This is a genomic window from Angustibacter sp. McL0619, assembly GCF_049994355.1.
Lineage (GTDB): Bacteria > Actinomycetota > Actinomycetes > Actinomycetales > Angustibacteraceae > Angustibacter.
Genome location: NZ_CP188257.1, coordinates 1,066,836 through 1,089,432 on the forward strand (window position 1 = coordinate 1,066,836; position 22,597 = coordinate 1,089,432).

20 protein-coding genes and 1 tRNA gene are annotated in these 22,597 nt (G+C 73.6%); 16 read left to right on the forward strand and 5 right to left on the reverse strand.

Annotated features, from left to right (window positions below):
- Positions 1 to 192: 192 nt before the first annotated feature.
- The 15 genes from ACPPVT_RS04585 (at position 193) to ACPPVT_RS04655 (ending at position 13,197) form a co-directional block, all read left to right on the forward strand.
- The gene (locus ACPPVT_RS04585) at positions 193 to 741 is read left to right on the forward strand and encodes a hypothetical protein (protein WP_426565849.1); all 549 of its coding nucleotides are present in this window, start codon (positions 193 to 195) and stop codon (positions 739 to 741) included.
- Positions 742 to 767: 26 nt separating this feature from the next.
- Positions 768 to 1,841, forward strand: a complete 1,074-nt coding sequence (locus ACPPVT_RS04590) for a MazG family protein (RefSeq protein ID WP_426565850.1) — start codon at positions 768 to 770, stop codon at positions 1,839 to 1,841.
- On the forward strand, positions 1,838 to 3,553 hold the full coding sequence (locus tag ACPPVT_RS04595) for a DUF885 domain-containing protein (RefSeq protein ID WP_426565851.1): 1,716 nt from the start codon (positions 1,838 to 1,840) through the stop codon (positions 3,551 to 3,553). The genes ACPPVT_RS04590 and ACPPVT_RS04595 overlap by 4 nt, the downstream gene beginning before the upstream one ends.
- Positions 3,550 to 5,157, forward strand: coding sequence for an amidohydrolase (locus ACPPVT_RS04600; protein ID WP_426565852.1), 1,608 nt, complete (start codon positions 3,550 to 3,552; stop codon positions 5,155 to 5,157). Before ACPPVT_RS04595 ends, ACPPVT_RS04600 begins: the two co-directional genes overlap by 4 nt.
- Positions 5,154 to 6,242, forward strand: a complete 1,089-nt coding sequence (locus tag ACPPVT_RS04605) for an alpha-hydroxy acid oxidase (RefSeq protein WP_426565853.1) — start codon at positions 5,154 to 5,156, stop codon at positions 6,240 to 6,242. The genes ACPPVT_RS04600 and ACPPVT_RS04605 overlap by 4 nt, the downstream gene beginning before the upstream one ends.
- Positions 6,243 to 6,315: 73 nt before the next feature.
- Positions 6,316 to 7,596, forward strand: coding sequence for a phosphopyruvate hydratase (gene eno, locus ACPPVT_RS04610; RefSeq protein WP_426565854.1), 1,281 nt, complete (start codon positions 6,316 to 6,318; stop codon positions 7,594 to 7,596).
- 8 nt (positions 7,597 to 7,604) lie between these two features.
- Positions 7,605 to 8,162, forward strand: coding sequence for an FtsB family cell division protein (locus ACPPVT_RS04615; RefSeq protein WP_426565855.1), 558 nt, complete (start codon positions 7,605 to 7,607; stop codon positions 8,160 to 8,162).
- Positions 8,159 to 8,659 carry a DUF501 domain-containing protein gene (locus tag ACPPVT_RS04620; RefSeq protein ID WP_426565856.1) on the forward strand — a complete coding sequence of 167 codons (501 nt, stop codon included), beginning with the start codon at positions 8,159 to 8,161 and terminating at the stop codon, positions 8,657 to 8,659. The genes ACPPVT_RS04615 and ACPPVT_RS04620 overlap by 4 nt, the downstream gene beginning before the upstream one ends.
- Positions 8,656 to 9,588 carry an exopolyphosphatase gene (locus ACPPVT_RS04625; protein WP_426565857.1) on the forward strand — a complete coding sequence of 311 codons (933 nt, stop codon included), beginning with the start codon at positions 8,656 to 8,658 and terminating at the stop codon, positions 9,586 to 9,588. The genes ACPPVT_RS04620 and ACPPVT_RS04625 overlap by 4 nt, the downstream gene beginning before the upstream one ends.
- A 154-nt stretch (positions 9,589 to 9,742) precedes the next feature.
- Positions 9,743 to 10,633, forward strand: coding sequence for a uracil-DNA glycosylase (locus ACPPVT_RS04630; RefSeq protein ID WP_426565858.1), 891 nt, complete (start codon positions 9,743 to 9,745; stop codon positions 10,631 to 10,633).
- A gap of 40 nt (positions 10,634 to 10,673) precedes the next feature.
- Positions 10,674 to 11,198: a glycine cleavage system protein R gene (locus tag ACPPVT_RS04635; RefSeq protein WP_426565859.1), complete on the forward strand. Its 525-nt coding sequence runs from the start codon at positions 10,674 to 10,676 to the stop codon at positions 11,196 to 11,198.
- Positions 11,199 to 11,215: 17 nt separating this feature from the next.
- A complete protein-coding gene (locus ACPPVT_RS04640) occupies positions 11,216 to 11,737 on the forward strand; it encodes a peptide deformylase (protein WP_426567052.1) in 522 nt (173 codons plus the stop codon).
- Positions 11,738 to 11,762: 25 nt separating this feature from the next.
- Positions 11,763 to 11,836: transfer RNA gene (locus tag ACPPVT_RS04645), tRNA-Leu, on the forward strand.
- 140 nt (positions 11,837 to 11,976) lie between these two features.
- A complete protein-coding gene (locus ACPPVT_RS04650) occupies positions 11,977 to 12,780 on the forward strand; it encodes a Bax inhibitor-1/YccA family protein (RefSeq protein WP_426565860.1) in 804 nt (267 codons plus the stop codon).
- An 87-nt stretch (positions 12,781 to 12,867) separates the two neighbouring features.
- The gene (locus ACPPVT_RS04655; RefSeq protein WP_426565861.1) at positions 12,868 to 13,197 is read left to right on the forward strand and encodes a hypothetical protein; all 330 of its coding nucleotides are present in this window, start codon (positions 12,868 to 12,870) and stop codon (positions 13,195 to 13,197) included.
- A gap of 19 nt (positions 13,198 to 13,216) precedes the next feature.
- Here the strand turns inward: ACPPVT_RS04655 and ACPPVT_RS04660 are convergent, their stop codons facing one another.
- The 4 genes from ACPPVT_RS04660 to ACPPVT_RS04675 all read right to left on the reverse strand — a co-directional run bounded on the left by ACPPVT_RS04660 (position 13,217) and on the right by ACPPVT_RS04675 (position 17,466).
- Positions 13,217 to 14,278: a DUF695 domain-containing protein gene (locus ACPPVT_RS04660; protein ID WP_426565862.1), complete on the reverse strand. Its 1,062-nt coding sequence runs from the start codon at positions 14,276 to 14,278 to the stop codon at positions 13,217 to 13,219.
- Positions 14,279 to 14,304: 26 nt separating this feature from the next.
- Positions 14,305 to 15,528 (reverse strand): acetyl-CoA C-acetyltransferase, encoded by a 1,224-nt coding sequence (locus tag ACPPVT_RS04665; protein ID WP_426565863.1) that lies wholly within the window; start codon positions 15,526 to 15,528, stop codon positions 14,305 to 14,307.
- Positions 15,529 to 15,613: 85 nt separating this feature from the next.
- Positions 15,614 to 16,657 (reverse strand): SGNH/GDSL hydrolase family protein, encoded by a 1,044-nt coding sequence (locus ACPPVT_RS04670; protein WP_426565864.1) that lies wholly within the window; start codon positions 16,655 to 16,657, stop codon positions 15,614 to 15,616.
- 86 nt (positions 16,658 to 16,743) lie between these two features.
- A complete protein-coding gene (locus ACPPVT_RS04675) occupies positions 16,744 to 17,466 on the reverse strand; it encodes an MBL fold metallo-hydrolase (RefSeq protein ID WP_426565865.1) in 723 nt (240 codons plus the stop codon).
- A 151-nt stretch (positions 17,467 to 17,617) separates the two neighbouring features.
- Here ACPPVT_RS04675 and ACPPVT_RS04680 point away from each other — a divergent pair, with 151 nt between their 5' ends.
- Positions 17,618 to 18,994, forward strand: a complete 1,377-nt coding sequence (locus ACPPVT_RS04680; RefSeq protein WP_426565866.1) for a cystathionine beta-synthase — start codon at positions 17,618 to 17,620, stop codon at positions 18,992 to 18,994.
- A gap of 12 nt (positions 18,995 to 19,006) precedes the next feature.
- Here the strand turns inward: ACPPVT_RS04680 and ACPPVT_RS04685 are convergent, their stop codons facing one another.
- Positions 19,007 to 22,588, reverse strand: coding sequence for an ATP-binding cassette domain-containing protein (locus tag ACPPVT_RS04685; protein WP_426565867.1), 3,582 nt, complete (start codon positions 22,586 to 22,588; stop codon positions 19,007 to 19,009).
- Between the last annotated feature and the right edge of the window lie 9 nt (positions 22,589 to 22,597).

Here is a 22,597-nt window from a genome sequence, read left to right on the forward strand (position 1 = left end):
CGTAGGAGCCGTTCGCAGCCGTCAAGTTGTCACCTGCCGCAGCCCGGCCCGCCAGGTGCGCGCGCCGCTGCGTAGGATCGGTCGTTGCGAGCCCCGTGTCGAGCCGCTGACCAGGCACGAGGCGCGTTCCTGCACGTTCGAGAAGGGAAGCCCGCGGTGTCCGACATCCGGCGACGTTCCATCATCCACGATGTGAGACGAGGGTCGCGTTCCGCGCAGGCGCTCGTCGTCCTGGCCGTGGTTGCCGCCGTCGGCCTGTCGGCGTGCTCGCCGGCCAAGGTCGGCGCCGCCGCCATCGTGGGAGACAGCCGGATCACGTCCGCGCAGGTGAACAACGCCAGCGCGGGCATCCGCCAGGGCAACCCGCAGCTGGCGCAGGGCGAGGGCCTGGAGCGCACCGTGCTCTACTACCTCGTCATCGCGCCCTGGGTGCTGCCCACGGCGGCGGCCAACGGGCAGGGCGTCAGCAACCAGGAGGCCACCAAGCTGTTGCCGGATGCGAAGACCCCTGACCCGGACTCCGTGCTGGTGCTGCGCACGTTCATCGCCCTGCAGAAGATGCAGCAGGCCGGGCTGAGCGAGCCGCTCGCCCAGGTGCAGAAGGACATCGCCGCCGCCAACCCGAAGCTGAGCCCGCGGTACGGCACGTTCGACGCGAAGTCGATGTCCATCGTGGACGCGCCGCCCAACTGGGTGGTCCCGCAGTCCGAGCCCACCGAGACCACGACCGAGCAGCCCTGAGCGGCGCACCGGACCCGGCGGCCACGGTGAACGCGCAGCTCGTCCTGCTGCTCACCTCGCCGCGGGTGGCCGGCGGGCTGCTGACCCGCGCGGGCTGGCAGGTGATCGAGGCCGCCGACGCGGTGCTGTGCGACGACGTCACCGACCCGCTGCCGGCGGCGGTGCTCGAGTCGGGGATCGCGCTGGCCCAGCTTGACCCGAGCGGCCCGGGCCCGCGAGCCCGGGAGCTGGTCGATCAGGCACAGACCCGGCAGGTGGTCTGGCTCGGCTCCCCGGACGGCGACCCCGGCCTGACCGACGCGCTGGCCGACGAGCTGTCCCGGGTCGCGCAGCGCGACCAGCCGCCGGCCGTCGAGGTGCTGGTGGCCAGCCACGACGTGCCTGGTGCGCGGCTGCTGGACCTCGTCGCGGTGATGGACCGGCTGCGCTCGCCCGGTGGCTGTCCCTGGGACGCCGAGCAGACCCACCAGAGCCTGGTGCCCTACCTGGTCGAAGAGGCCTACGAGGCCGCCGAGGCGCTGGAGGCCGGTGACCCGGCGGCCGTGCGCGAGGAGCTCGGCGACGTCCTGCTGCAGGTCGTGTTCCACGCGCGGATGGCGCAGGAGGCCGACCAGCCGTTCGACGTCGACGACGTGGCCGCCGAGATCGTGGCCAAGCTGGTGCGTCGTCACCCGCACGTGTTCGCCGCCGACGGCGCCGTCAGCGGCGCCGCAGCCGACGCCGGGGTCGTCAGCGGCGCCGCCGGTCCGGAGCCGGCGGCCGGCCACGACGGCGCGACCGCGGCCCGCACGCGCACCGCCGCTCAGGTGCAGGCCAGCTGGGACCAGCTGAAGGCCGCCGAGAAGGGGCGGGCCAGCATCCTGGACGGCATCCCGCTCGCCCTGCCCGCGCTGGCCCGGGCGGACAAGGTCCTCGGCCGGCTGGACCGGGCCGGCGTCCTGACCGACGTGCTGGCCCAGCCCGTCGGGGACCCCGTCGCCGACCAGGCCATCGCCCTGGTCCGAGCGGCGCAGAGCGCGGGCGTCGATGCCGAGTCCGCCCTGCGGGCCGGGGTGCGTGAGCTGGAACGTCGCCAACGCGAGAAGGAGGCAACGGCGTGAGCGAAGCCGGCACGGTCCCCGAGAGCTTCCGGCAAACGGCGCGCACGGCGCTGGACGTCCTGCTGGAGTGCGATCCGGCGGCCGCGACCGCGCTCGGCGACCACCGCTTCGACCGGCGGCTGCCCGACGTGTCACCGACCGGCGTCCAGCGTCGGCTGAGCGACCTGGCCGACGCGACCGGAGCCCTGGACGACCTGGACGAGTCCCAGCTCGACCTGCAGGACCGGGTCGACCTGGAGATGCTGCGCACCCGGCTGACCGCGCGCACCTGGGCGCTCGGTGAGCTCGCCGAGCAGACCTGGGATCCGCTGGGCACCCTGCCCGGAGCGGCCATCTACCCGCTGGTGGCCCGGGACACCGGCGACCCCGACGAGCGGGCCCTCGCAGTGCTGGCCCGGCTGGCCGCCGTCCCGGCGTACCTGGAGGCGGTCCGCGCGCAGCTCGGCGAGATGCCGCAGGTGCACGTGGAGACCGCCGTGCTGCAGACCCGTGGCGCGGTCAGCCTGCTCGGCGAGCCGGTGGACGCGCTGGTCGCGCGGACCACTGCGCCGCTGCCCGGTCTGGACGACGCCCGCTCGGCCGCGGCGACCGCCCTCGAGCAGCACGCCGGCTGGCTCGCCGACCGACTGCCGGAGTGCCACCGCGACCCGCGGCTCGGCGAGCGGGCCTTCGCGGCCAGGCTCTGGTACAGCCTGGACACCGCGACCGGCCCGGACGCACTGCTGGACCGCGCCGAGAGCGACCTGATGGCCGTCGAGGACCAGATCGCCGAGGTCGCCGCGCGGTTGGCCCCCCTGCTCGGCGTGCAGGAGCCGGGACTGACCCGGGTGCGCGCCGTCCTGGACGCGCTCGCCGCGGGCGCGCTGGTCACCGACGCGACGGTGCTGGACCGCTGCCGCTCGCACCTGGACGACCTGACCGCCCTGGTGCGCGAGCACGACCTGGTCAGCGTGCCGGACGACGCCGTCGAGGTGATCGAGATGCCGCAGGCGCGTCGCGGCGTCGCGGTGGCCTACTGCGACCCGCCCGGCCCGCTCGAGGCCGACCTGCCCGGCGGCGGCCCGCCGCCGACCTTCTTCGCGGTGGCGCCGACGCCCGACGGCTGGAGCGAGCAGCAGGTCGCCTCGTTCTACCGCGAGTACAACGACCACATGCTGCGCAACCTCACCGTGCACGAGGCGATGCCGGGGCATGTGCTGCAGCTGGCGCACGCGCGCCGGTTCCGCGGCTCGACGCCGGTCCGCTCGGCGCTGCGCAGCGGCACCTTCGTGGAGGGATGGGCGGTCTACGCCGAGCGCGCGGTGGTCGAGCTGTGCGAGCGGCTCGAGCCCGGCTCGGTGACCGCCCTGGGTCAGCGCATGCAGCAGCTGAAGATGCAGCTGCGCTGCACCATCAACGCCATCCTCGACGTCCGGGTGCACTCACGCCGGATGACCGAGGCCGAGGCCATCACCCTGATGGTCGAGCGCGGGCACCAGGAGGAGGGCGAGGCCACCGGCAAGTGGCGACGGGCCCTGCTCACGAGCGGCCAGCTGTCGACCTACTACGTCGGCTGCACCGAGGTGAGCGCGCTCGCCGACCAGCTGCGTGCGGTGCGGCCCCAGCACAGCGACCGCGCGCTGCACGACGAGCTGCTCTCGCACGGCTCACCCCCACCACGCCTGCTGGCCGGCCTGGTCGGGGCCGAGGCCGGCAGCGAGGAGCAGGCGTGATCGACCTGGTGCTGTACGGCGGGGTGGTCTTCGACGGCGAGCAGCGCGTGCCCGGGGCCAGCGCGGTCGCGGTCGATGGCGGCCGGGTGGTCGCGGTCGGGACGGACGACGAGGTGCGCGCGATCGCTGGGCCGGCCAGCGAGGTGGTCGACCTGGCCGGCCGGCTGGTGCTGCCCGGTTTCACCGACGCGCACGTGCACCCGGTGCAGGGCGGGGTGGAGCGGCTGGGCTGCGACCTGACCGGCGCGCTGGACGCCGCGGACGCGCTGGCCCGGGTGCGTCGGTTCGCGCAGGCGCACCCCGAGGTGGCGTGGATCGTCGGCGGCGGCTGGCTCAAGGAACACTTCCCCGGCGGGCTGCCCACCGCCGTCGAGCTGGACGGCGCCGTGCCGGACCGTCCGGTCATGCTGCGCGACAACAGCCACCACGCGGTCTGGGTGAACAGCGCGGCGCTGCGCGTCGCCGGTGCGCAGAGTGCGGGGACGCTGCACGAGGAAGAGATGGACCAGGTCGTCGCGCACGTTCCGGCCGAGTCCCTGGACGAGCAGGTGTCCGGCCTGCTCGAGGCCCAGCGCTACCTGCACTCGCTCGGGGTGACCGGCTGGCAGGACGCCATCATCGGCGACTACGCCGGGCACGGCGACCCGACCGAGGCATACCTGGCGGTCCAGGCGCGTGGCCTGCTCACCGCCCGGGTGGTCGGCGCGCTGTGGTTCCCGCGCGGCACCAGCGACGACAACCTCGCGGACGTCGTCGCGGACCTGGTCCGCCGGCGGGCGCGGATCGCCGGCGAGCCGGGCGGCCGGTTCCTGGCCGGCACCGTCAAGGTCATGCAGGACGGCGTGGTCGAGAGCCGCACCGCCGGGATGAGCGAGCCGTACGTCGACCCGCCCGGCTGCGCCTGCGGCGAGCCGGTCACCGGCCTGTCCTACGTCGACCCGGCGGTGCTGCGCGAGGCGGCGGTCCGGCTGGCCCGCAACGCCTTCCAGCTGCACGTGCACGCCATCGGCGACCGCGCGGTGCGCGAGGCGCTGGACGCCCTCGAGGCCGCGCTCGCCGACCCGGATGCCGCGCCGGACCTGCGCCACCACGTGGCGCACGTGCAGGTGGTCGACCCGCGGGACGTCGCGCGGTTCGCCCCGCTCGGGGTCACCGCGAACCTGCAGGCGCTGTGGGCCTGCCACGAACAGGCGATGGACGAGCTCAACATCCCGCTGCTCGGCCCGCTACGCGCGTCCTGGCACTACCCGTTCGGCGACCTGGCCCGCAGCGGCGCCGCGCTGGCCATGGGCTCGGACTGGCCAGTCTCCTCACCGGACCCGCTGGCCGCCATCGAGGTGGCGGTGACCCGCCGCGAGCCGGGCGGCGACCGGCCACCACTGCTGCCCGACCAGGCGATCGACGTCCGCACCGCGCTCTCGGCGTACACGCTCGGCTCGGCCCGGGTCAATCACCTGGACGACGGCGGCCGGGTCGCGCCCGGAGCGCTGGCTGACCTGGTCGTGCTGGACCGTGACGTGCTCGCCGTCCCGAACGACGAGATCGCCGCGGTGCGCGTCGACCTGACGCTGGTGGACGGCCGGCCGGTCTGGGAGCGCTCGTGAGCGCCCTGGTCGATGCCCAGCGGGCCGCCGCCCGCGAGCTGCTCGACCCGGCGGCGCTGGCCTACTACGAGTCCGGTGCGGGCAGCGAGATCACCCGCCGGGAAGCCAGGGCCGCCTGGAGCCACTACCGGCTGCGACCGCGGGTGCTGACCGACGTGGCCGACGTCGACCTCTCGCTGGAGCTCTTCGGGGCCCGGTTGCGCACCCCGCTGCTGGTCGCGCCGACCGCCTTCCACCGGTTGGCGCACGCCGAGGGTGAGCTGGCCACCGCGCGCGGCGCCACGGCGTCCGGGTCGTTGATGGTGGTGTCCACCCGTAGCTCGACCCCGCTCGAGGTCGTCGCCGAGGCGTGCGGCGGGCCCTGGTGGTTCCAGGTGTACGCGACCCGCGACCCCGCCGTGCACCGGGCACTCGCCCTGCGGGCCCGCGACGCCGGCGCGACCGCGCTGGTACTGACCGGCGACACCCCCTACGTCGGGCGCAAGCCCCGCTCGGACGGCCCGGGCGTGCCCGGCATCGAGCAGATGATCGCGGTGAACACGGCCCAGCACCTGGCCCCGGGCGCCGCCGCCGACGCGGTCGACCAGACACCGGCGGTCACCGTGGCGATGATCGACGAGCTGGCCACGCTGACCGGACTGCCGGTGCTGGTCAAGGGCGTGCTGCGCGGCGACGAGGCGGCCCGCTGCGTGGCCGCCGGCGCTGCGGGCGTGGTGGTGTCCACCCACGGCGGCCGACAGCTCGACCGGGTGGTGCCCAGTGCGTACGCGCTGCCGGACGTCGTCGCGGCCGTGGGCGAGCGGGTGCCGGTGCTGGTGGACGGCGGGATCTGCAGCGGGCTGGACGCGCTGACCGCGCTGGCCCTGGGAGCTCGCGCCGTGCTGCTCGGACGGCCCGTGCTTTGGGCGCTCGCCGCTGGCGGCGCGGACGGCGTGCGCGAGCTGCTGGACACCCTGGGCGACGACCTGGAGCACGTGATGGCGCTGGCCGGGGCGCCCCGGCTGGCCGACCTGACGCCCGATCTGGTCACTGCGGGGGGCGGCGCGACGGCGTGGGGTCACGGGGCCTCGGACCCGGGGCACTAGGCTCGGAGGCGGCGTCGCCGGGCCCCGGACGAGGCCTTGAGACCATCTCAGTCGAGCCCGAGGAGCAGCAGTCGTGCCGAGCATCGAAGCAGTGGGAGCCCGCGAGATCCTCGACTCTCGCGGCAACCCGACGGTCGAGGTCGAGGTCGCGCTCGAGGACGGCACCATCGCGCGCGCGGCCGTGCCCTCCGGTGCGTCGACCGGCGCGTTCGAGGCGGTGGAGCGTCGGGACGAGGACGCCGCCCGCTACGGCGGCAAGGGCGTGCAGAAGGCCGTGCTCGCCGTGCTGGACGACATCGGCCCCGCCCTGCTCGGCTTCGACGCCAGCGAGCAGCGCCTGGTGGACGCCGCCATGCTCGACCTGGACGGTACCGACAACAAGGGCAAGCTCGGGGCGAACGCCATCCTGGGCGTCTCGCTGGCCGTCGCCCGCGCCGGCGCCGAGTCGGCTGGTCTGCCGCTGTTCCGCTACGTCGGCGGGCCGAACGCTCACCTGCTGCCGGTGCCGATGATGAACATCCTCAACGGTGGCGCGCACGCCGACACCAGCGTCGACGTCCAGGAGTTCATGATCGCGCCGATCGGCGCCGAGTCGTTCAGCGAGGCGCTGCGCTGGGGCGCCGAGACCTACCACGCGCTGAAGAGCGTGCTGAAGCAGCGGGGCCTGGCCACCGGGCTGGGCGACGAGGGCGGCTTCGCCCCCGACCTGCCCTCGACCAAGGACGCGCTCGACCTGATCGCGGTCGCCGTCGACAAGGCCGGTTTCACGCTGGGCAGTGACATCGCCCTGGCGATGGACGTCGCCGCCACCGAGTTCTGCACGGACGGGGTGTACCGCTTCGAGCAGAACGACCGCGACGCCGCCTGGATGTCCTCGTTCTACGAGAGCCTGGTCGGCGACTACCCGCTGGTCTCCATCGAGGACCCACTGAGCGAGGACGACTGGGCCGGCTGGTCGCACCTGACGGCCACGGTCGGCGGCCGGGTGCAGATCGTCGGCGACGACCTGTTCGTCACCAACCCGACCCGGCTGCAGCGCGGCATCGACGAGAGCGCGGCCAACGCGCTGCTGGTCAAGGTCAACCAGATCGGCTCGCTGACCGAGACGCTGGACGCCGTGGACCTGGCCCACCGCAACGGTTTCCGCTGCATGCTGAGCCACCGCTCGGGCGAGACCGAGGACACCACGATCGCCGACCTCGCGGTGGCCACCAACTGTGGCCAGATCAAGACCGGCGCCCCCGCCCGCAGCGACCGCGTGGCCAAGTACAACCAGCTGCTCCGGATCGAGGAGGAGCTGGACGACGCCGCGCGCTACGCGGGTCGGGCGGCCTTCCCGCGCTTCGGGGGCTGAGCGGGCCGATGGCAGCAGGACGACGGCCGGGCAGCACCGGCGGATCGCGCAGCCCGTCGCCGGGTGCGGGCCGCGCCGGTGCGCGTCCGGGTGCGGGTGCGCGGACCGGCGTCCGCCCTGCGCCGGCGGCCTCCGCCCGGCGGCGCTCGCCGTCGGCCGGGCCGCGGGCCAGCCGCACCCTGCGGCTGGTCGTCCTCGGCGGCGTGCTGGCCGTGCTGGCGGTGCTGCTCGCCCCCGCGCTCCGCTCGTACCTGACCCAGCGCCAGCAGATCGACGCGCTGCGCAGCACGGTGAACGAGCAGCAGGCGCAGGTGGGTGACCTGCAGAAGGAGCGCGCGGCCTGGAACGACCCCGCCTACGTCAAGGCGCAGGCGCGCGACCGGCTGAAGTTCGTGATGCCGGGGGAGAAGACGTACACGGTGATCGACCCGCGTCCGCAGGTCGCCCCGAGCACCTCGCCCGCGAAGGCCGCGGCGGGCACGGCGCGCAGCGACCGCTCGTGGTTCGACGACGTGTGGCGCTCGGCGCAGATCGCCGGCCGCGGCGGGGCCGCGGCCAAACCATGACCGGGGCGGTCGACCCAGCTGACCTGGCGACCGTCGAGGCTCAGCTCGGACGGCGTCCGCGGGGGGTGGTGGACGTCGCGCACCGGTGTCCCTGCGGGGACCCGGACGTCGTGCGCACCCTGCCGAAGCTGAACGACGGCACGCCCTTCCCGACCACGTTCTACCTGACCTGTCCGCGGCTGACCGGCGCGATCAGCACGCTCGAGTCGTCCGGCCTGATGGCGCAGATGACCGAGCGGCTCGGGCAGGACGGCGAGCTCGCCGAGCGGTACCGGCTGGCGCACGAGGACTACCTGCGTCGGCGCGACGAGCTCGGCGAGGTGCCGCAGATCGCCGGGATCAGCGCCGGTGGCATGCCCAACCGGGTCAAGTGCCTGCACGTGCTCGTCGGGCACTCGCTGGCTGCCGGCCCGGGGGTCAACCCGTTCGGCGACGAGGCGCTGGAGGCGTTGCCGCAGTGGTGGTCCAGGGGCTCGTGCACCGGGGAGGAAGAATGACCAGGGTTGCGGCGATCGACTGCGGAACCAACTCGCTGCGCATGCTCGTAGCGGACGTCGACCGAGGCGCCGGCACCCTCGTGGACGTCGAGCGGCAGATGGAGATCGTCCGGCTCGGCCAGGGAATCGACAGGACCGGACGGATCGCGCCCGCCGCGCTGGAGCGCACCCTGAAGGTGACCGCCGACTACGCGGTGCGCTGCCGCGAGCTCGGCGTCGAGGCGATGCGGTTCGTCGCGACGTCCGCCTCGCGGGACGCCGAGAACCGCGACGAGTTCGTCGTCGGCGTGCGCGAGCTGCTCGGCGTCGAGCCGGAGGTCGTGCCCGGCTTAGAGGAGGCGCAGCTGGCCTTCGCCGGTGCGACGTTCGAGCTGGCGGCGGCCGGTGGCGGCCCGTTCCTGGTGGTGGACATCGGCGGCGGCTCCACCGAGCTGGTTCGTGGGGACGACTCGGTCGAGTCGGCGCTGTCCGTCGACATCGGCTGCGTGCGGCTCACCGAGCGGCACCTGCACTCCGACCCGCCGACCCAGGTGGAGGTCGCGGCGGCCCGGGCGGACATCGAAGCCGGGCTGGACCGGATCGCCGAAGTCGTTGCGCTGCAGGGCATCCGGACCGTCGTCGGGGTGGCCGGCTCGGTCACCAACGTGACTGCGACGGCGCTTGAGCTGACCGAGTACGACCCGGCCCGGATTCACCGCACCGAGCTCGCGGTGGACGTCGCCCGGCTGGCCTGCGACGAGCTGCTGGCCATGTCGCGCGCGCAGCGGGCCGCCCTGCCGTTCATGCATCCCGGGCGGGTGGACGTGATCGGGGCCGGCGCGCTGATCTGGCGGATGGTGATCGACCGGATGGTCGCCGAGTCCGGCATCGCGTCGGTGGTCGCCAGCGAGCGCGACATCCTGGACGGCATCGCCTTCAGCATCACCTGACCCCTCGCCCCTCCGCCCTCCCGCCCTCCGCCCTCCCGCCCCCTGCCGCCCTCTGCACTTGTGGTGAGGAATCGGGGTCTCCGGCCGCCGTGAGGGACCGGTTTCTCGCCACAAGTGGGGGTTCGGGAGCGTGCCGGGACGGCAGGATGGCCGGGTGACGACGCCGCCTGCCGATCCGCACCCGGTCACCGGGCAGGACTTCACCTCGCCGGTGCCGCCGGGCACCGGCTGGCCCGGTGACCCGGCCAGCCCCCGCACCCCGCGGGCGCGCAGCGGGGCGGACGTCGTCCGGCTGGCCGCCTCATCGCGTGACGTCGCGACCCTGGACGCGCGGGTCTCGGTCTGCCGGGCGTGCCCCCGGCTGGTCGACTGGCGCGAGGACGTCGCCCGGCAGGGTCGGCGCGCGTCCTTCGCCGACCAGCCGTACTGGGGGCGGCCCGGTCCCGGCTTCGGCGACCCGGCGCCGCGGCTGCTGGTCGTCGGCCTCGCGCCCGCGGCGAACGGCACCAACCGCACCGGGCGGATGTTCACCGGCGATCGCAGCGGCGACTGGATCTACGCTGCGCTGCACAGGGCGGGCTACGCCGACGTGCCGTGGTCCCGGCACGCGGGCGACGGTCAGCTGCTGCGCGGTGCGCGGATCGTGGCCGCCGTTCGCTGCGCGCCGCCGGCCAACAAGCCGACGGGGCCCGAGCGGGCCACGTGTGCACCCTGGCTGGACCGCGACGTCCAGCTCGCCCTGCCCACGCTGCGGGTGGTGCTCGCGCTCGGCGCCATCGCGTTCGACGCCTGCCTCGGCGCGGCCCGTCGCACCGGGTGGGCGGTGCCGCGGCCGGCGCCGCGGTTCGGCCACGGGGTGCAGGTGCCGCTGGTCGCGCCGGACGGGCGGGTCATCCCGCTGCTGGCCAGCTACCACGTCAGCCAGCAGAACACCTTCACCGGCCGGTTGACCGAGCAGATGCTGGACGACGTCCTCGCCCGCGCGCAGGCCCTTGCTCCACCCGGACCGCTCGAACCGCCGTCCGGAGCCGTTCTGGCGGAGTAAAGCGCGTCGGGGGGAGCAAGGGGCAGGGCAGGATGGGCGCATGAGCCTGCTCGCCGTCACCGTCCTCGGTCACGACCGTCCCGGAATCGTGGCGGACACCACCGCCGCGCTGGCCCGTCTCGGGGGCAACCTCGAGGACTCGACCATGACGCTGCTACGCGGCCACTTCGCGATGCTGCTGCTGGTGCGCAGCAACGCGGGGGCGGGCGAGGTGCGCGACGCGCTCGCCGGGCTGGCGGCGGACGGCCGGCTGACCGTGGACGTCCGCGAGGTGCCCGACCTCGAGATCGGCGCCTCTGCGCCGGCGGGCGTGGCCTACGTGCTCAGCGTGCACGGGGCCGACCGGCCGGGCATCGTCAGCGCGCTGACGGGGGTGGTGGCGGGTGCCCGCGGGAACGTCACCGACCTGTCCACCCGGTTGACCGGTGACCTGTATGTGCTGCTCGCCGAGGTGACGCTGCCGGACGGCGCAGACGTCGACCTGCTGCAGGCCGCGCTGCGGACGACGGCCGAGGAGCTCGGCGTGGACGTGTCGCTGCGCCGGCAGGACACCGACGAGCTGTGAGCGAGGACCGCCTCACCATGCCCACCCTGCCGAGCGGCGCGCTGCGGGACGTCGTCCGGGCTCCGGCGCGAGTGCTGTCCACGGGGGGCGCGCAGGTCGACCCGGCCGACCCCGAGGTGATCCGGCTGGCCGCGGACCTGCTGGCCACCCAGGCCGTCTCGCCGGGCTGCGTCGGGTTGGCCGCGCAGCAGGTCGGCGTCGCCTGGCGGGTGTTCAGCGTCGACGTCAGCGGCCACCCAAAGACCCGGACCGGCCACGGCGCGTTCGTGCTGTGCAACGCGGTCGTGCTCGAGGCCAGCCGGTGGGAGCGCGGCCGCGAGGGCTGCATGTCGGTGCCCGACCTGACCGGTGACGTCAAGCGGGCCCGGCGGCTGGTGGTCAGCGGGCAGCTGCCGATGACCGGCGAGACGGTGACGATCAGCACGGACGCGTTCGAGGCGGTCGCGCTGCAGCACGAGATCGACCACACGGACGGTGCGCTGTTCCTGGATCGGGTGGCGGGCGCGCACGCACTGCACGCCCGCCAGACCTACCTGTAGCAGCAACGGTCTCTAGGCTGGGGCCGCCCCCGTAGCCCAACCGGCAGAGGCAGGCGCCTTAAAAGCGTTCCAGTACGGGTTCGAACCCCGTCGGGGGCACCTCGCCGGGACTGCCAGGAATCGCCCACCTATGATCACCAGATGTTCGGGAACTTCCCAGGCTCGCCGGGCATTATGTGCATGACGGCCCGTGTCACGGGACGCCGCGATGGCCCGGCTGCGGGCCGAGGAGGACGACGATGAGCAACCCGGTGTTCGAGCGGATGAAGGACGACCGCGGGTACGCGACGTTCGGTCCGACGGGCGCGACGAAGACGGACGCGCCGGCCCAGCCGACGTATGCCACACCGTCCGCCGACGAGCTGCAGACGATGTACTCCTCGCCCTCGGCGACCACCGCCGACACCGGCCGGATGACCTACGACGACGTCGTGGTCCGCACCGCCATCGTGTTCGTCGCAGTGCTCGCAGGTGGCGTGGTCGGCTGGCAGGTGCCGGCACTGATGTGGCCAGGGCTGATCGGTGGCCTCGTGCTCGGCCTGGTGAACGCGTTCAAGAAGAGCCCGAGCCCCGCGCTGATCATCGCCTACGGCCTGTTCGAGGGTGCCTTCCTCGGCGGCATCAGCATGTACTTCAACGACGCCTACCCGGGCATCGTCGCCCAGGCCGTGCTGGCCACGCTCGGTGTGTTCGCCGTCGTGCTGGTCGGGTTCCGCAGCGGCAAGCTGCGCACCTCGCCGAAGCTGAACAAGATCTTCTTCATCGCCATCGGCGGCTACATCGTCTTCGGCCTGGTCAACCTGCTGCTGATGGCCTTCACCGGCACCGGTTCGATGCGCGAGGGCGGCCTCGGCCTGGTGATCGGCGCTTTCGCGGTGGTGCTCGCCTCGTACTCGCTGGTGATGGACTTCGAGTTCATCAAGGCCGGCGTCGAGCAGGGCGCACCCGAGAAGTTCGCCTGGTACGGCGCGTTCGGCCTGATCGTCACGCTGGTCTGGCTGTACATCGAGATCCTGCGAATCCTGTCGATCCTGCGCAACTAGCGCGGTCGCAGAGCTGCCCGGCGGGCCGTCACGAACGAGTGGCGGCCCGTTGGTGCGTCCCGGTCCGGCGCGTGACACGCTCGGCGCGTGCCTGAGCCCACCGCGGACGACGCCCAGCTCGACGAGCTGCGCGACGGTCTGCGCCGCGAGCTGGCTAGGGTGCAGGGGCGGCTACGCGCCCTGCCGCTGGACCGGCTGGACGGCGAGCCCGCCGCGCTGGCCCGCGCCGCCGCGCAGGACCTGGCCGATCTGGCGGCGGACGCCCAGCAACGCCCGCGTCGCAGCGTTCCGCAGCTCGAGGTGCACGGCGTGCCGGACCAGCTCGCCGTCACCGCGCACGACGTCCTGGCCGAGGGCGACCGCGCCGCGCTGAGCCAGGCCCTCGACGTCCTGACCGCCCTGCGCCGCGCACTGTGAGCCAGCGCGGGCTCAGGGCTCAGGGACGCAGGTGGCGCACGGAGCTCCAGCCGGGATCGAGCTGCACGTCGACCTTGACCGCGCCCTGGTCCCAGCCCACCACGCCGGCCCGGACCTGCTCGGCCGCCGGTGTCGTCCCGTCCACGTACACGTGCAGGATGCGCACCCCGTCGTGCGACTGGTGGGCCACGATCCGGCCGCTGTCGCCGAGCAGCAGCGTCAGGTGGTCCTCAAGGTCGCGCAACGCGCTCAGCGAACCCGGGCCGGGCAGTCCCTGCTCGGTGCGGTCGGCGAACGGCACGACCACCGGCACGTAGGTGTCCAGGTGCGGCGCGGTGGACGCGCGCAGCGGCACCTGCGTGGACGCCAGGATCGCCCCGCCGTCCGGGGTGGTGCCGTTCAGCATCACCCAGTGCGGCTCGCCGTCCGGCCCGGTGTGCTGGGCGCGCACGTCCTCGACCACGGCCCGCAGCGCGACCAGCGGGATCGGGTCCAGGGCAGGTACCTCGCTGGAACCGATCTGCCCGATCCAGGTCTCGACGTCCGACTCGCCGAGCACCGCGTCGAGCAGCAGGAACGTCGCGGTGCGCTGGGCATCCTCGGGAAGCTCGGGGTAGCGCGGGTGGTGCACGACCACGTCGATCTGCGCGCCGACCACCCGCACGTCGGCGTTCGCCGCGCCGGCGTCCAGGTCGACCTCGCCCATCCGCAGCACCACGTCCTGGACATCGGGCGCAGGCAGCCGGACGTCGGAGTAGGACCACGTCAGGTCCGCCACCGGCGCGGCCATCCGCCAGCGCCGGGCCAGCGGACGCAGGTCCGGGTTGCCCTCGCCGGTCACCACCAGGACGTGTGAGCTGTCCGAACCCGGGCCGAGCTCCCAGGCCAGGCCGGAGTCGATCGCGTCGACCCGCTCGCTGAGCGCGGACACCATGCGCTCGGGGTCGCGGCCCTCGATCGCCAGCGCGGTCTGGGCCGACCCCTTCGTGACCCACCACGACCAGAACGCCTCGATCGCCACCCGCTGGCCGGCCGCTCCGTCGGGGGAGGCTCTGGGCGGTTTGCGACGCAGAAAGCTCATGCTCGCGATCCTGTCACGGGCCAGGCTCAGCTGAGGCGCTCGTAGACGATGGCCATGCCCTGGCCACCACCCACGCACATCGTCTCCAGGCCGAGGTTCTTGTCGCGGGACTGCAGGCCGTTCAGCAGGGTGGTGGTGATCCGGGCGCCGGTCGCACCGAACGGGTGGCCCAGTGCGATGGCGCCACCGTGCACGTTGAGCTTGTCCAGGTCGATGCCCAGGTCGTAGGCACTGGGCAGTACCTGCGCGGCGAAGGCCTCGTTGATCTCGACCAGGTCGATGTCGTCGATGGTGAGCCCGGCCCGGGACAACGCCTGCTTGGACGCCGCGACCGGCCCGAGGCCCATCACCTCGGGCGAGAGGGCGGACACTCCGGTGGACAGCACCCGGGCGATCGGCTCCAGGCCGAGCTCGCGGGCCCGGACGTCGCTCATCACCACCAGCGCGGCGGCGCCGTCGTTGAGCGGGCAGCAGTTGCCAGCCGTGACCGTGCCCTGCTCGCGGAACACCGGCTGCAGGCCGGAGACGCCCTCGAGGGTGACCCCCGCGCGCGGTCCGTCGTCGGCGGACACGAGCGTGCCGTCCGGCGTGGTGACCGGGGTGATCTCGCGGGCGAAGAAGCCGTCGGCGATGGCCTTCTCGGCGCGGTTCTGGCTCTCTACCCCCCAGGCATCCTGCTCGGCCCGGGTGATCCCACGCCAGGTGGCGACGTTCTCCGCGGTCTGGCCCATGGCGAGGTAGACGTCCGGCAGCAGCCCCTGCTCGCGCGGGTCGCTCCAGGTCGCGTTCGACTTCGCGGTCGCCACGCTGCGCGCCTCGGCTTCGGCGAACCGCGGGTTCTTGGTGTCGGACTCGCCGCCACCGGCGCCGGCGAACTTCTTGTACCGGCTCACACACTCCACGCCGGCGCTGACGAAGACGTCGCCCTCGCCGGCCCTGATCGCGTGGAAGGCCATCCGGGTGGTCTGCACGCTGGACGCGCAGAACCGGTTGATGGTCGAGCCGGGCAGGCCGTCCAGGCCGGCCAGTACCGCGACGACCCGGGCCATGTTGAAGCCCTGCTCGTCCGAGGGCTCGGCGCACCCGAGGTACAGGTCGTCGATGGTCGTCGGGTCGAGCGCCGGGATCTTGTCCAGCGCCGCCCGCACGATCGCGGCCGACAGGTCGTCCGGCCGCACGTCCTTCAGCGAGCCCTTGAAGGCGCGCCCGATCGGGCTGCGGGCGGTCGAGACGATCACGGCCTCGGTCATGTCGGGCTCCTGCTCAGTGGTCGGGCGCACTCGTCGTCGAGCGCGGGTCGACGGCAGCTGCTGGCCGCGCCGCCGACCATCGATATTACTGCGGGGTATCCGCCTCGGTCGCGGTGACCTTCGTCTCCTCTGGCTCCGCGTCCGGCTCCACCACCGGCTCGTGCCGGCGACGCAGCAGCACGGCCCACCGGCCGCGTGGACCACGCTGCTCGCCACCGACCTGCGTCCCGCTGACCTCGGTGCCGGGGTCGGCCGCGGCCACCACGGCGGCCACCGCGACCGGGCCGACGCCCTCACCGCGGCGGGCGTCCGGCGGTCGTTCGTGGCCGCCGTCCGGCCACAGCCCGAGGGCCGCGCAGACCGACGGGAGCACCGCCGCGGCGGCTGCGGCGTAACCGGCGGCCGAGGGGTGGAAGCGGTCCGCGCTGAACATCTCGTGCGGCACCCGGCGGAACTCCTCGCCGAGCAGGTCGCCGAGCGAGACACTTCGGGCGCCGGCCTCGACGGCGGCCACGGTCTGCGCGGCGGCCAGGTCGCGGCTGAGCCGGCGGGCGATCAGCCGCAGCGGCTGGGGCACCGGTTCGATCGTGCCCAGGTCCGGGCAGGTGCCGACGACGACCTCACAGCCGACTTCGCGCAGCCGCTCCACCGCACGCGCCAGGTCGCGTACTGCCAGCGCCGGGCGGACACGGTGGGTGACGTCGTTCGCGCCGACCATGACGATGGCGATGTCGGGTGCGGCGATCCGCTCGAAGGCGCGGTCCAGCTGGTCGGACAGGTCGGCGGAGACAGCACCGACCTGAGCGACGGTGGTCAGCCGGACGGCGCTGCCACCGACCGCGGACAGTCCGCGCGCCACCACGGCGCCGGGGGTCTGCTCGGGCAGGTCGGCGCCGAGCCCGGCGGCCGAGGAGTCCCCGAGCACGACGAGCTCGATCGGCTTGCCGACGCCGGCGCCGTACAGCCCGTCGGCATCCATCGCCTCACCGAACGGCTGTCCGATCGTGCGCCGGGCCAGCTTCATCTCGGTGGCCATCAGGGCCACCCCCAGCCCGCCGAGCACCGTCAGCCCGCCGCCGCCGTACGCTGCGGCGGCGGCCACCTTGCGGGCGCGTCGCGCACGACCCATTCCGTGCCTCCCGTCTCAGTCCGCTGTCTCAACGCTATCTGGAACCGCTGCGACACACCGGTTTCATCCCGGAATCCGTTGCCGGTTCAGCCGGCCTGGTAGGCGGCCAGGAACTCCCCGACGTAGGTGCGGGCAGCGGTGCTGACGTGCGGGCCGTGGGTGAACGCGGCGACCGAGAAGTCCAGCTCACTGAACCGGTGCGCGGTGTGCCTGCTCAGCTTGAAGTCGGTGCAGAAGAAGGGAATCGAGAAACCGATGCCGCGCATGTTGAACAGGGCGTCGCCGGTGATCAGCACGCCGGTGGGTTCGTGCAGGAACGACGCGTGCCCGGGGGAGTGGCCGGGCGTGTGCAGCACGCGCAGCCCGCCCGCGATGAGCAGCAGCTGGCCGTCGGTGAGCTCCTCGTCGACCGGGACCGGCTCGAACGCCGGCTTGCCCTTGCGCATCAGGCGCTGCATCAGCCGGCCCAGGCGCAGTGACTGGTCGAGCGGCGGACTCTTGCCGGCGCGCACCCAGCCGGCGTCGTGCGAGTGCACCGAGACCGGGGCAGTGGTGCGGCGCGCCATCTCGGCCACCCCGCCGGCGTGGTCGCTGTGCGCGTGGGTGAGCAGGATGCGGGTGACGTCCTCGTGCGCGATGCCGACGCTCCGCAGTCCGGCCGACATCCTGTCGGGCGAGCGCTTGAGGCCGCAGTCGACGAGGGTGACCTGCCCGTCGTCCTCGCGGAACGCGAAGCCGTTGACGAAGTCGCCCACCAAGCGAAGCCGCCAGACGTTCGGTGCGAGCTGCACTGCTGGGTCCGCGGCCATGAGGAGCAGCCTATGTGCCCGTTCCGGCGTTGGGACGGCGTGCCGTTACTCCAATAGGTACGTAGTGGCGTTGCGCCGCGACATAGGGCCTGAGTGCGAGGACGGGGCACCAGCGGGCGTGGCGGGGTCCGGCATCTGGGACGATGGCGCGGTGAAGTTCGCAGAGCACATCGCCGACCTCGTGGGCGACACGCCCCTCGTCAGGCTCACCTCGGTCACCGAAGGCATCCGTGCCACGGTGCTGGCCAAGGTCGAGTACATGAACCCGGGCGGGAGCGTGAAGGACCGCATCGCCCTGCGGATGATCGAGGCCGCCGAGGAGTCTGGCGCGCTGAAGCCCGGCGGCACCATCGTGGAGCCCACCAGTGGCAACACCGGTGTCGGCCTCGCGCTGATCGCCCAGCGCAAGGGCTACCACTGCATCTTCGTGTGCCCGGACAAGGTCAGCGAGGACAAGCGCAACGTGCTCAAGGCGTACGGCGCGGACGTCGTGGTCTGCCCGACCGCCGTCCCGCCGGACCACCCGGACAGCTACTACCAGACGTCCGACCGGCTGGTGCGCGAGACCGAGGACGCATGGAAGCCGGACCAGTACTCCAACCCGGAGGGACCGCGCAGCCACTACCTGACCACCGGGCCGGAGATCTGGCGGGACACCGACGGCAGGGTCACCCACTTCGTCGCGGGCGTGGGCACCGGCGGCACCATCACCGGCACCGGCCGCTACCTGCAGGAGGCGTCAGCCGACCGCGACGGCCTGCGGGTGCAGATCATCGGCGCCGACCCGGAGGGTTCGGTGTACTCCGGCGGCACCGGTCGCCCGTACCTGGTCGAGGGCGTCGGCGAGGACTTCTGGCCGACTGCCTACGACCCGGACGTGCCGGACCGGATCGTGGCGGTCAGCGACGCCGACTCCTTCGAGATGACCCGGCGGCTGGCCCGCGAGGAGGGGCTGCTGGTCGGCGGCTCCTGCGGGATGGCCGTCGTGGCCGCGCTGGAGGTGGCCCGCGACCTCGGACCGGACGACGTCGTCGTCGTGCTGCTGCCGGACAGCGGCCGCGGCTACCTGTCCAAGATCTTCAACGACGGCTGGATGAAGTCCTACGGGTTCATGCGCGACCACGAGGAGACGACCGTCGGGGAGGTGCTGCACGCCAAGGCCGGCGACCTGCCCGCACTGGTGCACACCCACCCGAGCGAGACGATCCGGGACGCCGTCCAGATCCTGCGCGAGTACGGGGTCTCGCAGATGCCGGTGGTCGGCGCGGAGCCCCCGGTGATGGCCGGCGAGGTGGCCGGCAGCGTCAGCGAGCGCGACCTGCTGGACGCGTTGTTCACCGGACGCGCCCACCTGGCGGACAGCGTGGCCCAGCACATGGGCAAGCCGCTGCCGCTGGTCGGCGCCGGCGAGCCGGTCTCGACCGCGCGGCACGAGCTGGAGAACGCGGACGCCGTGATGGTGGTCGAGGACGGCAAGCCGGCGGGCGTGCTGACCCGCGCCGACCTGCTGGGCTTCCTGGCCGACTGACGACCGCGGGGCCTACCCGGCCAGGTGCCGCCAGTCGGGCTCGAGGTCGCGCCACGAGCCGGTAGCCGCGACCCGGCCCTCCACCAGGACGACGACGACGTCCGCCTGCTCCAGAGCGGCCCGCTTGGTCGTCGCGCCGATCACCGTCGAACCACGCGCTCGCAGGGACTGCCACAGCTCGACCTCGGTGCCTGCGTCCAGCGCGGACGAGACGTCGTCGGCCACCAGCAGCTCGGCATCGCAGGCGAGCGCCCGGGCCAGGGCCAACCGCTGAACCTGGCCGCCGGACAGCCGGACGCCGCGATGACCGACGAGCGAGTCCGGGCCACCGGCGTCCTCGACGTCACGGTCGAGCCGGGCGTCCGAGATGGACCGCTGGACGTCCCGCTCCGGGTGGTCGAGTCGGATGTTGTCCGCGAACGTGCCGGACAGCACCCGCGGCACCTGCGCCACGTGCGCGACCCGACCGGGGCGCAGCCACGCCTCGGTGTCATCGACCGGCTCCCCGTTCCAGCGCACCGTTCCGCGGTGGTCCACCAGCCCGGCGAGCGCGGACAGCAGGCTGGACTTGCCGGAGCCGATCTGACCGAGGAGCAGCAGGAGCTCGCCGCGCCGCAGCTCGAGGTCGACGTCGCTCGCGCCGAGGGTGCCGTCCTCGTGCACGGCCGTGAAACCCTGCAGCTCGAGCCGCTGCAGCTCGTCGCAGGCGCCGGGCCGGGCGGCCGGGGAGACGCCGTCGACCAGGTCCACGCCGGTCGGAAGCTCGACGAGGTCTCGGCCGCCGGAGAACCGGCTCGTGTGCCGCTGCCACGAACGGGTCCCGGGGGCCTCGGTGATGACGGCCCCGGCGACCCGGCCGAACCAGTCGAACCCGTTGACGGCGCCGGCCACCAGCAGCGCCGTCGCCAGTCCCCAGAAACCGGCGACGTGTGCTGCCCAAGCCGCCACCACGCCCACCTGCACCAGCACGACCGGCACCCCGGCCAGCAGCGCCTGCACGAGGTGCTCCCGCACCGCCGCGTCGACCCGGCCCTCGTCGACGTCCCGCAAGTGGTGGTGCACGTGCGGTGTGGCGGCGGCCAGCTTGACGGTCCGGATGCCGTCCAGCGCGGAGACCAGCGAGCGGCCGAACCGGGCCCGGGCGGCCGAAGCCTGCGATGCCGATCGCCCGGCGACCGGCGACCCGAGGGCGGAGACCGCGGCCGAGGCGACCATCACGCCCAGCAGGACGGCGCCGGCGAGAGCGCTGCCGGCGGCGATCCCGGTGATCAGTGCGATCGCCAGGCCGTTCACGAAGTCGACCCAGCGGTCGGCGTACCGCGCGTAGCGGTCCGCGTCGAGCGCGCGCCCCACGACCTCGCCGGGTGGGGTCGGCGGCAGCCGGTGCTGGTCGGTCTGACCGATCAGCACGCTCATCCGCACTCGCAGCAGGACGGCGACCCACCACTGCGGGTACCGGCCGATCGCCTCGGCCAACAGGATGGGTGAGAGCAGCAGCGAGATCACCATCAGCACCAGCAGGTGCAGCGGTCGCTGACCGGCCTGCAGCCCCTGGATCAGGTGCCCCCACAGCCAGCCGGTGATCGCGCCGTACCCGCCGCACAGCACTGAGACGAGGAACAGGCCGACGCTGACCAGCCCCCAGTTGGGGTGGATCCGCATGGCGTGCCAGATCCCGCGGGACAGGCTCGGCCCGGTGCCTGGTTCGCGGGACGGCGGTGCCTGCCCGACCCTGCGCGTCGTACCGACCGCTCCCTCGGACGGGAGCGGCGCCTCCTCGGCCGCGGGCTGGTCTGGCTGCGGCAGCCCGGCGTGGTCGTCGTCCGGCACGGCGTCGTGGTCGGGGAGCTCGCCAGCCGCGGTCAGCAGGCGTCGGAACGGTCCTGCCGTTCTGGCCAGGACCGCGCGCGGGCCTTGTTGCACGACCTGGCCGGCGGCCATCACCGCCACGTGGTGCGCCCGGTTGGTGGTACTCAACCGGTGCGCCACCAGGATCCCGGTACGACCCGCGAGCAGCCGCTGCGACGCGGCGACCACCCGCGCCTCGGTGACCGGGTCCATCCTGGCCGTCGCCTCGTCTAGCACCACGACCCGCACGTGCCGCACCAGCAGCCTGGCGAAGGCCACCAGCTGCTCCTCACCGGCGGACAGCGTGGTCCCGCTCGGCCCGAGCAGGGTGTCCAGCCCGTCGGGCAGCCCGGCGACCCAGTCGGTCAGGCCGAGCTCGTCCACAGCGTCCTGCACCTGCTGGCGGGGGATGTCCCGGAACATCGAGATGTTCTGCGCGAGCGTGCCGGCGAGGATCTCGGTTCGCTGCGTGACCACGCCGACCGCCGCGCGCAGCTTCTGGAGGTCGAGGTCCAGGACGTCGACCCCGCCGAGCAGCACGGTGCCGCGCTCGGGCTCCACCGCCCGGGACAACAGGCTGGCCAGCGTCGACTTGCCGGAGCCGCTACGACCCACCAGGGCCAGCGTCGAGCCGGCAGGCACCAAGAGCTCGACGTCGCGCAGGGCGAACCCGCCCTCGGGATACGCGAAGTGCAGGTGGCGAAGCTCGACGGCGAGTACGCCGTCCGGCAGCTCGCTTCCGCCCACCGGTTCGCGCTCGGCCGCCAGCAGCTGGCGCAGCCGGACCACCGCTCCCATCCCCGCCTGCAGGTCCGGGACGTGCCGGGCAACCTGGTCGACCTGTCCCACGAACGTCGTGGTGACCAGGAACAGGGTGACCAGGGCCGCGGTGGACTCCACGCCGCCCAGCACCAGCGCCACCCCGATCACTGCCACCGCGGCGAGCACGCCATGCAGCAGCAGGCCCGCGCGGCGGCTCATCCGGCGCTCGAGCTGCACCACGTCGCGGAACCTGTCGTGCACCTGTGCCGACAGCTCGGTGAGGCGTCGCACGAGGTAGGCCTGACCCAGACAGGTACGCAGGTCGTTGCGGGCGGCGACGCCCTCCTCCATGGCGGCCGCGTGGTCCGTCCAGGCCATCTCCTCGACGACCTTGCGCTCGGTCAGCGCCCGCAGCAAGGGCCGGATCGCCACGTACACCCCGACCGCTGCCGCCGGCAGCAGCAGCCAGGCCGGCCACCAGGTCAGGCCGGCCACCACGAGCAGCGGAGGGGCGCTGAGCAGCACCCGCAGCACCTGCCAGGCGTTCTGGCGGAGCAGGGTCCCGATCTCGTGGGTGTCGTCGTCAACCCGGTCCAGCACTTCGCCGACGGCCTGCTCGGTCAGCGCGGACAACGGCTGGTGCATCACGGCTTCCAGCAGGTCCCCGCGCAGCACCCCCTCGGCACGGTCGACCGCGATGGACCAGCAGGAGCGGCCCGCGGTGTCGAGCAGCGCGGCACCGACGACGCACACCGCGAGCACGCCCACCAGACGCCACGTGGCGTTCTCCGCGAGCTGGCCGGCGACCACGGTGCCCAGAGCCTGCCCCACCCCGCAGATCGCCGCGGCGACCATCGCCAGGGTGAACAGCGTGCCGCGTAGGCGGCGCCAGTCCAGAGTGGTCGTGCCGGATTCCCCGGTACCGATGGCCGTCGAGGTTCTCCCGGGTGCGTCGTCCGTCGTCTCCCGAGTCGTCACCGTCACGTCGAACAA